Source organism: Candidatus Symbiothrix dinenymphae (genome assembly GCF_001431085.1).
The window spans coordinates 1-380 of the sequence record NZ_BBRU01000532.1 but is presented as its reverse complement, the minus strand read 5'-3'; the positions used below and the strand labels follow the sequence as shown (position 1 = coordinate 380).

Annotated in this window: 1 protein-coding gene; it reads left to right on the top strand. The window is 49.2% G+C overall.

The features are described from left to right. Positions 1-380 (top strand): RagB/SusD family nutrient uptake outer membrane protein (locus ASC50_RS05495; protein ID WP_158648500.1); only part of this gene is annotated, 380 nt, incomplete at both ends.

Genomic DNA, 380 nt, shown 5'->3' with positions numbered 1-380 from the left:
CGAATCAACAGCAGGCAACTTCCAACGAATAGTCAGAACACCTTTCCCCATTATACGTTTGGCAGACCTGTATTTGATGCAGGCTGAGGCATTGAATGAGTATGGGGGTCCTACTCCTTCTCAAGAAGTGTATGACGCCATCAATCTCGTGCGCAGAAGAGCGGGCATACCGGATGTGGAAGCGTCATGGGGCAATCCGGCATGGGCCCGAACGCTGAACAAACATAGAACACAAGAGGGGATGCGCGAAATAATCCTACAGGAAAGAAGTATAGAACTGGCTTTCGAAGGACAGCATTTCTGGACCATGCACCGCCACAAGAAAGCGCATACCGAATTTACGAAAGACGTAATGGGATGGAACTATCAAGGTCCTGATG